Below are 6,963 nucleotides of genomic sequence, written 5' to 3' on the forward strand. Positions count from 1 at the left end.
GAGATATATTTATGCCCCAAAAGAATACGACCGGCCATGCCACGCTCGTTCACGCCCACGGCGTACGAGGACCTCGACCCGGACCGTCGCCCGAGCCTCGCGGCGGCGCTGGTCCCGGTCCTCGCCGTCGTGGCGTTCCTCGGCATCGGCTCGGCCGTTCTCGGCTTAGACCCGCACCCGCCGCTCCTCTGGAGTATCGCCTTCGTCGGCGCGTTCGGCCTGTGGCTCGGCTACGACTGGGACGAGCTGTTCGACGGAATCGCCAACGGCCTCGTCATGGGGCTCCAGGCGATCCTCATCATCTTCACCATCTACGGGCTGATCGCCACGTGGGTCAGCGCCGGCACGATCCCCGGGCTGATGTACTACGGGCTGGAGATCCTCTCGCCGACGACGTTCCTCCCGGCGGCCGCGGTCGTCGCCGCGGTCGTCGCGTTCGCGATCGGCTCCTCGTGGACCACCGTCGGGACGCTCGGCGTCGCCTTCGTCGGCATCGGCGCGGGGCTCGGCGTCCCCGCCCCGATGACGGTCGGCGCGGTCCTCTCCGGCGCGTACGCCGGCGACAAGCAGTCGCCGCTCTCCGACACCACGAACCTCGCGGCCGGCGTCACCAACACCGACCTGTACGGCCACATCCGCCGCATGCGGACCGGCACCGCGATCGCCTTCGGGCTCGCGGTGCTCGGCTTCGCCGCGCTCGGCCTCCGCGCGAGCGGGGCCATTCCGGCGGGCCGGATCGCGGACATCCAGGGCGCGCTCACCGGAACGTACGCGATCACCGTCGTCGCGTTCGTCCCGCTCGTCGTCACCTTCGGGCTGGCGATCCGCGGGTACGCCGCGCTCCCGACGCTCGTCGCCGGCGTGTTCGCGGGCGTGCTCACGACGATACTCGTCCAGGGGGCCGGCTTCGTCGCCGCCTGGGAGACGTTCATGTCCGGGACCGCGCCGGAGTCGGGCTCGCAGCTGGTGAACGACCTCCTCGCGACGGGCGGGCTCACCGGCTCAGCGTGGACGATCACGGTCGTCGTCGCCGCGCTGTCGCTCGGCGGGATCTTGGAGCGCACGGGCGTCCTCGCGGTGATCGCCCACGCGTTCACGTCGGCCGTCCGGAGCCCGGGCGCGCTCGTCGCCGGCACCGGCGTCTCGGCGATCGTCATCAACGCGCTCACCGCCCAGCAGTACATGAGCATCGTCCTGCCGGGCGTCACGCTCCGGAACACCTACGACGAGTTCGGCCTCGACACCGACCAGCTCTCCCGCGCGGTCGAGGCCGCCGGGACGCCGACCGGCGCGCTGTTCCCGTGGCACGCCGGTGCCGTCTTCATGGCGAGCGCCACCGGCGTGCCGACGCTGGAGTACGCCCCCTACTACCTGTTCGCGTTCCTCTCGCCGCTCGTGCTGTTCGTTATGGCCGCGACCGGCTACACCATCGACGTGGGGCCGCTCGCGGCCGACGCCGACCCGGGCGAGACCGCCGCTCCGACCCCCGGAAGCGACGACTGACTCTCAACAGGGGGCGATCGACCCCGCGTTCGACACGTTTACGCGCCCGCCGAGCCGTTCGTTCCACATGAGTCTGGAGGTCGCCGTCGCCGCCCCGTTCAAGGCCCGAGCCAGGGACCGGCTCGGACAGGGGGAGTTCGTCGTCGCGCTGTCGCTGGAGCGGGAGTGGTTCTCGCCCGATCAGGCGAAGCGCCTCGTCGACGTCGCGGTCGGTCGCGGCCTGTTGGCGTCCGAGGACGGCGATCTGGTCCCGCGGTTCGACTCGACTGAGGTGACCGTTCCCGAGGGGTTCTCGCCCGACGAGTCGATCCTCCGCGAGCAGTCCACCTTCGAGAGCGCGCTCGACGCCATCGTCGCCGCGGGCGTCGAGAAGCAGCGCGCGGTCGCCGCGATCAACGAGCGACAGCGCGCGCTCGCGGTCACCATCGAGGCCGCCGCGGTCCTCTACGCCCGCGAGCGAGGCGCCGCGGTCGACCGCCTCGCCGCCGAGGTGCGCGAGGAACTCGCCGCCGAGGCGGGCGACGGCGCGACGGTCGCGGACGACGTGACCGACGACTCGACGGTCGCGGACGACGCGGACGACGCGACCGACGACTCGGGGGCCGCCTGAGATGGTCGCGGACCGCCTCTCCGACGGCGTCCGGATCGCTCAGCTGCTCGCCTCCGAGGTGACGGGAAACGAGAGCCGGCTCCGCGGGCTGACGGTCGCAGACGCCGACCGCGACGTCGAGCCGACTCCCGACGGCGCGCTGGCGTACCGGATCGCTCGCGAGACGCCGGAGGGGAGAGCCGGCGCGACGGACGAGGCGACTCCCGGCGAACCGATCGCCGAGGTGTACGTCCAGCCGGACCGCGCCCGGATCGAGGCGATCGCCGGCCCCGACGCGGCCGCGACGGCGGCGAGGGAGGGCGACCTCCGCGTCCGTCCGAAGGCGGTCCGCCCGCCGCGGACGCTGGTGTTCGTCGAGGACGGCGCGCAGGTGAAGCGAGTGCTACCGGTCCTCGAAGCGATCCGAAACGCGTCGGACGACGAGTAGCCGACGGCAGGCGCCGATCCGCTGAAACGAGTTCTCGCCGCCTCGCCGCGCGCTCACTCGGGCCGTCCGCCGTCGCCGACCGCGGCGTTCGGCCCGGGCGAGCCGTCGGGGTCGGCCGCCTCGCCGGTGACGTCGAAGTCGCGGACGAGCGCCCCGAGCCGCTCCGCCTGCTCCGCCAGCGAACCGGCCTCCGCGGTCGCCTCGTTCATCGCGGTCAGCTGCTCGTCGGCGGCCTCGGCGACCGCGTCCGCCTCGTCGGCGGTCGACTGACTGATGTCCGCGACCTCCTCGGCCATCGAGACGGTCTCCTCGGTGCTGGCCGCCTGATCGTCGGTGGCGCGGCTGATCTCGCGGATCCCCTCGTCGGTCTCCGCGGCGTTCTCCGACACCCGCGCGAACGCGCCGGCGGCGTCTTCGACGGCGTCGGCGCCGGCGGCGATGTTCTCCTCGGCGCTCCGGACCGCCGTCACCGTCCCCTCGGTCTGCGACTGCGTGGCGCCGATCAGCTCTTCGATCTCCGTGGCCGCGTCCTGGGTCTCCTCGGCCAGCTGTTTCACCTCGTCCGCGACGACCGCGAAGCCGTCGCTCCCGCCGCCGCCCCCGCCGGCCCGCGCGGCCTCGATGTTGGCGTTCAGGGCGAGCAGGTTCGTCTGCTCGGCGATGTCGCCGATGAGGTCGACGATCTCGCCGATGTCCTCCATCCGCTCGTCGAGCTGCTGGACGGTCCCCGCGGCGGCGTCGAGCGCCTCGCGGGACTCCTCGACGCGGTCGATCGCGGCCTCGGCGGTCTCCTCGCCCTCGTCGGCGATGTCGGCGGTCTGCTCGGCGACCTCGACGACGGTCTCGGTCGAGGAGGCCACCTCCTCGATCGTCGCGGAGAGGTCGTTCATCTCGTCGGACACCTGCCGGAGCATCTCGCGCTGCTCGTCGGCCCCCTCCGCGATCTCGCTTACCGACCGGCTGACGGCCTCGCTCCGGTCGCTCGCGGTCTCGACGCCGCGGACCGTGTTCTCGCTCGCGTCCGACACCTCCCGGGCGAACGACCGGACCTCGCTCATCGCCTCGTCGATGTCGTCCATCATCCCGTTGAACGCCGTGCCGATCTGCGCCATCGCCTCGCTCTCGCTTTCGGCGTCGAGCCGAACCGTCAGGTCGCCGTCGGCCGCGCGGTCCATCGCGGCGCTGTAGTGGTCCGCCTTCGTCTCGAGGTGGCTGTTCAGCCGCTCGACCTCCTCGCGGCGCTGTTCGACCTCCGCCTTCGCGGCCTCGACGTCCTGGATCTCCGACTGCTTCTGCTCCGCCAGTTCGAGCTGCTCGCGCGCCGCCTCGCGCGACTTCTCGATCGAGTACCAGTTGACCATCAGCGCGCCCGCCAGCGCGAGGACGAACACCGCGTGGATCCCGCCCCAGACGATCGGGTTCTCGATCGCCGCGGTGTGGTTGTAGACGAGGCTCGAATCGATCAGGCTGAACGCGCCGTGGCCGACCGCCACGTACACGACGCCGACGGCGAACGGGAGCCAGTCCTCGTACAGCGCGAGCACGCCGATGAACACGAAGAAGCTGAAGTGCGCCTCGATGTACCCGCCCGACAGCTTCACCATCGCCATCGAGACGGTCATGAGGCTGAACGCCGTGAGCACCGTCCGCTGACGGCGGCCGAGCCGCGGCCAACTCGCCAGCCCGGCGGTGGCGAGGATGACGGCGACGAACCCCCCGAGCATCCACAGCGGCGTCGCCGGGATCTGCGCGCCGGTGAACGACTCAGTCCCGTCGTAGAGCCCGAGGCCGATCAGGAACGGGACCTGAACCACGGTGGCGATCAGGATGTTCCGGTGCCGCGGCGCCCACATCTCGTCCGGCATCGAGGTGCCGTCCGGGATGTATCGGATCACGTCCCGCACGCTCGCCGCCAGCCCGCCCGATTCCCCCGATCGCGTCTCGGTCGCAGTCTCTGCCATACCCGGCGATTGTCGTATGATATAAAAACACGTCGTCTCCAACTATTACCGCTGATACCGTCGTTTAGCTCCCGTAGTGCGGGTAATAAATTGATCCCAGTCCCGCCGCGGAGCTATCGATACCCCGCTCGCTTTGCCTCTTTCTCGACGAAAGCCGAATTAGTTCGGCGGCCGGGGAGGCGAACCCCTCGGGACCGCGGTCGCCGGACGGGTCGCGGGGTCGACCGCGCGGCCGACGGTTTTTATATCGGTCCGGTCCGCCGTACGGTCGTGACGCTCGATCCGATCCACGTCGAGAACATCGCGCAACTCGCGTACGGCATCGGCGGCGACGTGGACGCGACGGACCACGACGACCTCGCGGAGCGCGTGTGGCGCGAGTGGCTCCCCGACCTCCGCCGCGACGGCCGGGTCGTGATCGAGGCGCTCGGCGACCACGAGCGCCGACGGGCCGCGATCGACGACGTCGCGCTCGTCGACCGCCCGTTCGAGACGGTCCACGGCCTCGACTCCGGAACGATCAACCCCACGACGTTCAAGAACGGGCTCGTCGTCGACGTCGCGCACGCGGCGATGGCGAGTTCGCCGACGGATCTCGACCTCCACCGCGACCGCACCATCGTCGCCACGGTCCACGCCGGCGACTCGACCGCCGGCTTCGACAGCGAGTGGGCCCGCCGCGACGAGGGCCACACCCGCCAGCGCGTCCTCCACGTCCCGCGGGTGAACCGCTACGCGGAGCGCGTCGTCCACGCGCTCGCCCTCTACCTCGCGGAGGGGACTCACGCGCTCGACCACGCGGACCGCGTCGACGACCTGCTCGTCCTCGACGGACCGGTCTACCCCAAGGAGCTGTTCACGTGGGCCGACCGCGACCCCGAGCTCGGCGCGCTCGCCCGGGAGGCCAAGCCCCGCGCCGTCATCGAGAAGTACGTCCGCCTCGTCGAGCGGTTCGTCGAGCGCGACGTGCCGCTGGCCGGCTTCGTCAAAAATCCCGCGAGCGGCACCGCGGTCCGAGCGCTCTCTCGCGCCGGCGTGGAGTCGCCGTGGCCCGACGACACCGCGCTGTTCACCCGCCTGCTGGAGCGGCGGGAGCCGGACGGGGACGGCGCGGCACCGACCGGCGACCGAGACACCGGCGGCCCCGCCGACCGCGGCGCCCGCCTCGACGACGACCTCACGTTCACCACCTGGTTCCGGAGTCGCGGCGGCGCGGACGCGCCGATGGCCGCCGACGGCGACGCGCTCGGCGTCGAGCGCGAACTCGACCCGGCGCTGTACGAGCCGACGTTCACCGTCGTCTACGACCCGCGGACCGACGTGACGTACAAGCTGGAGGCGCCGTACGCGTTCACCCGCGACGAGGCGACCCGCGAGCGGCTCACCCGGCAGGTCGTCGCGGAGGTGGCGGCGACGCGCGGGCCGCCGGAGCCGGTCGCGAAGGCGGACGAGCTGGCGCGGATCTCGGCCACGGAGAAGGCCGCGCTCCGTCGGAAGTTCGAGGAGCGGCTCGGCAGCGACCAGCAGGCGACCTACGACGACCTGCGCTGGGGGAAGGAGCCGTACTGAGACGCGGTCGCTCTTCCATGAGCAGTCGACGGCGGAGTAGCGGTGGACGCCTCCGGCGCCCCGACCGCGAGGCGGCCTCGCAGGCACGCGCCGCCGCGGAGGTCAGACGGAGTCGACCGTCCGCAGAACGGTCGCGTCCGCTCTCAGATCGCTCCTGCCAGCAGCACCGCGAAGGTAACCGCGTTGTATATGCCGTGTATCAGTCCCGGGACCAGCACGTTGTCCGTCCACTCGTAGAGCGCGCCGAGGACCGACCCCAACACGACCACGACGCCGACGTACGCCCACCGCTCGACCGGCGTCCCGGAGACGGACGGGAGGTGGATCAGCCCGAACGCGAGGCTCGCGATGAGCACCGCGGGGAGGGTGTCGAACGCGCGCCGGACGCCGCCCTGAACGACGCCGCGGAACAGCAGCTCCTCGACCGGCCCGACCACCGCGAGCGACACCGCGATCATCGCGAGGTAGTACGGAACGGGGTCACCGGCGGGGACGACCGCCTGGTTCTGCCCGGTCGAGAGCCCGACCTGATCGAGCGCGAACAGGGCCCCGTACTGGAACGCGAAGAGGGCGATCCCCCCGCCGACGATGACCGCCGTCTCGCGGGCGGTCGGCCGCGAGAATCGGACGATCTCCCACTCGTCGGTGATCGCGAGGTACCCGGCGACCGCGAGCGCGAACCCGGCGAACTGGAGGAGCGTCCGGAGCAGCTGATACCCGGTCGACCCCTCGGACACCAGCCCGACGGAGGCGGCGAGGCTCGCCCCCGGCGCGGTGATCGCGCTCGCGACGAGGAACGCGAACACGATCGCGAACAGCGCGCTCGCGACGCGGAACACCCGCTCCCCGACCGCGGCCGTCAGGGGGTCTTCGCTCATCGTCGGCGGTACGGT

6 protein-coding genes are annotated in these 6,963 nt (G+C 71.7%); 4 read left to right on the plus strand and 2 right to left on the minus strand.

The window, feature by feature from the left end; translation table 11 throughout:
- Window positions 1-36: 36 nt before the first annotated feature.
- The 3 genes from EXE42_RS14070 (at window position 37) to EXE42_RS14080 (ending at window position 2,540) form a co-directional block, all read left to right on the plus strand.
- Window positions 37-1,503, plus strand: a complete 1,467-nt coding sequence (locus EXE42_RS14070; RefSeq protein WP_092920335.1) for a Na+/H+ antiporter NhaC family protein — start codon at window positions 37-39, stop codon at window positions 1,501-1,503.
- A 67-nt stretch (window positions 1,504-1,570) separates the two neighbouring features.
- Window positions 1,571-2,113: a DUF2240 family protein gene (locus tag EXE42_RS14075; RefSeq protein ID WP_137706759.1), complete on the plus strand. Its 543-nt coding sequence runs from the start codon at window positions 1,571-1,573 to the stop codon at window positions 2,111-2,113.
- A 1-nt stretch (window position 2,114) separates the two neighbouring features.
- Window positions 2,115-2,540, plus strand: a complete 426-nt coding sequence (locus EXE42_RS14080) for a hypothetical protein (RefSeq protein WP_092920337.1) — start codon at window positions 2,115-2,117, stop codon at window positions 2,538-2,540.
- A gap of 53 nt (window positions 2,541-2,593) precedes the next feature.
- Here the strand turns inward: EXE42_RS14080 and EXE42_RS14085 are convergent, their stop codons facing one another.
- Window positions 2,594-4,501, minus strand: coding sequence for a methyl-accepting chemotaxis protein (locus EXE42_RS14085; RefSeq protein ID WP_092920338.1), 1,908 nt, complete (start codon window positions 4,499-4,501; stop codon window positions 2,594-2,596).
- A 270-nt stretch (window positions 4,502-4,771) separates the two neighbouring features.
- Here EXE42_RS14085 and EXE42_RS14090 point away from each other — a divergent pair, with 270 nt between their 5' ends.
- Entirely contained in the window at window positions 4,772-6,070 is a 1,299-nt protein-coding gene (locus EXE42_RS14090; RefSeq protein WP_092920339.1) for a DNA double-strand break repair nuclease NurA, read from the plus strand.
- 143 nt (window positions 6,071-6,213) lie between these two features.
- Here EXE42_RS14090 and EXE42_RS14095 read toward each other — a convergent pair whose 3' ends face one another.
- The gene (locus tag EXE42_RS14095) at window positions 6,214-6,948 is read right to left on the minus strand and encodes a CPBP family intramembrane glutamic endopeptidase (RefSeq protein WP_092920340.1); all 735 of its coding nucleotides are present in this window, start codon (window positions 6,946-6,948) and stop codon (window positions 6,214-6,216) included.
- Between the last annotated feature and the right edge of the window lie 15 nt (window positions 6,949-6,963).

Source organism: Halorubrum sp. SP3 (assembly GCF_005435195.1).
GTDB lineage: Archaea > Halobacteriota > Halobacteria > Halobacteriales > Haloferacaceae > Halorubrum > Halorubrum sodomense.

What these genes read in the sequence shown, in the direction of transcription:
- EXE42_RS14070 (WP_092920335.1), top strand. Translation starts at nt 37, where the DNA reads ATGCCACGCTCGTTCACGCCCACGGCGTACGAGGACCTCGACCCGGAC.
- EXE42_RS14075 (WP_137706759.1), top strand. Translation starts at nt 1,571, where the DNA reads ATGAGTCTGGAGGTCGCCGTCGCCGCCCCGTTCAAGGCCCGAGCCAGG.
- EXE42_RS14080 (WP_092920337.1), top strand. Translation starts at nt 2,115, where the DNA reads ATGGTCGCGGACCGCCTCTCCGACGGCGTCCGGATCGCTCAGCTGCTC.
- EXE42_RS14085 (WP_092920338.1), bottom strand. Translation starts at nt 4,501, where the DNA reads ATGGCAGAGACTGCGACCGAGACGCGATCGGGGGAATCGGGCGGGCTG.
- EXE42_RS14095 (WP_092920340.1), bottom strand. Translation starts at nt 6,948, where the DNA reads ATGAGCGAAGACCCCCTGACGGCCGCGGTCGGGGAGCGGGTGTTCCGC.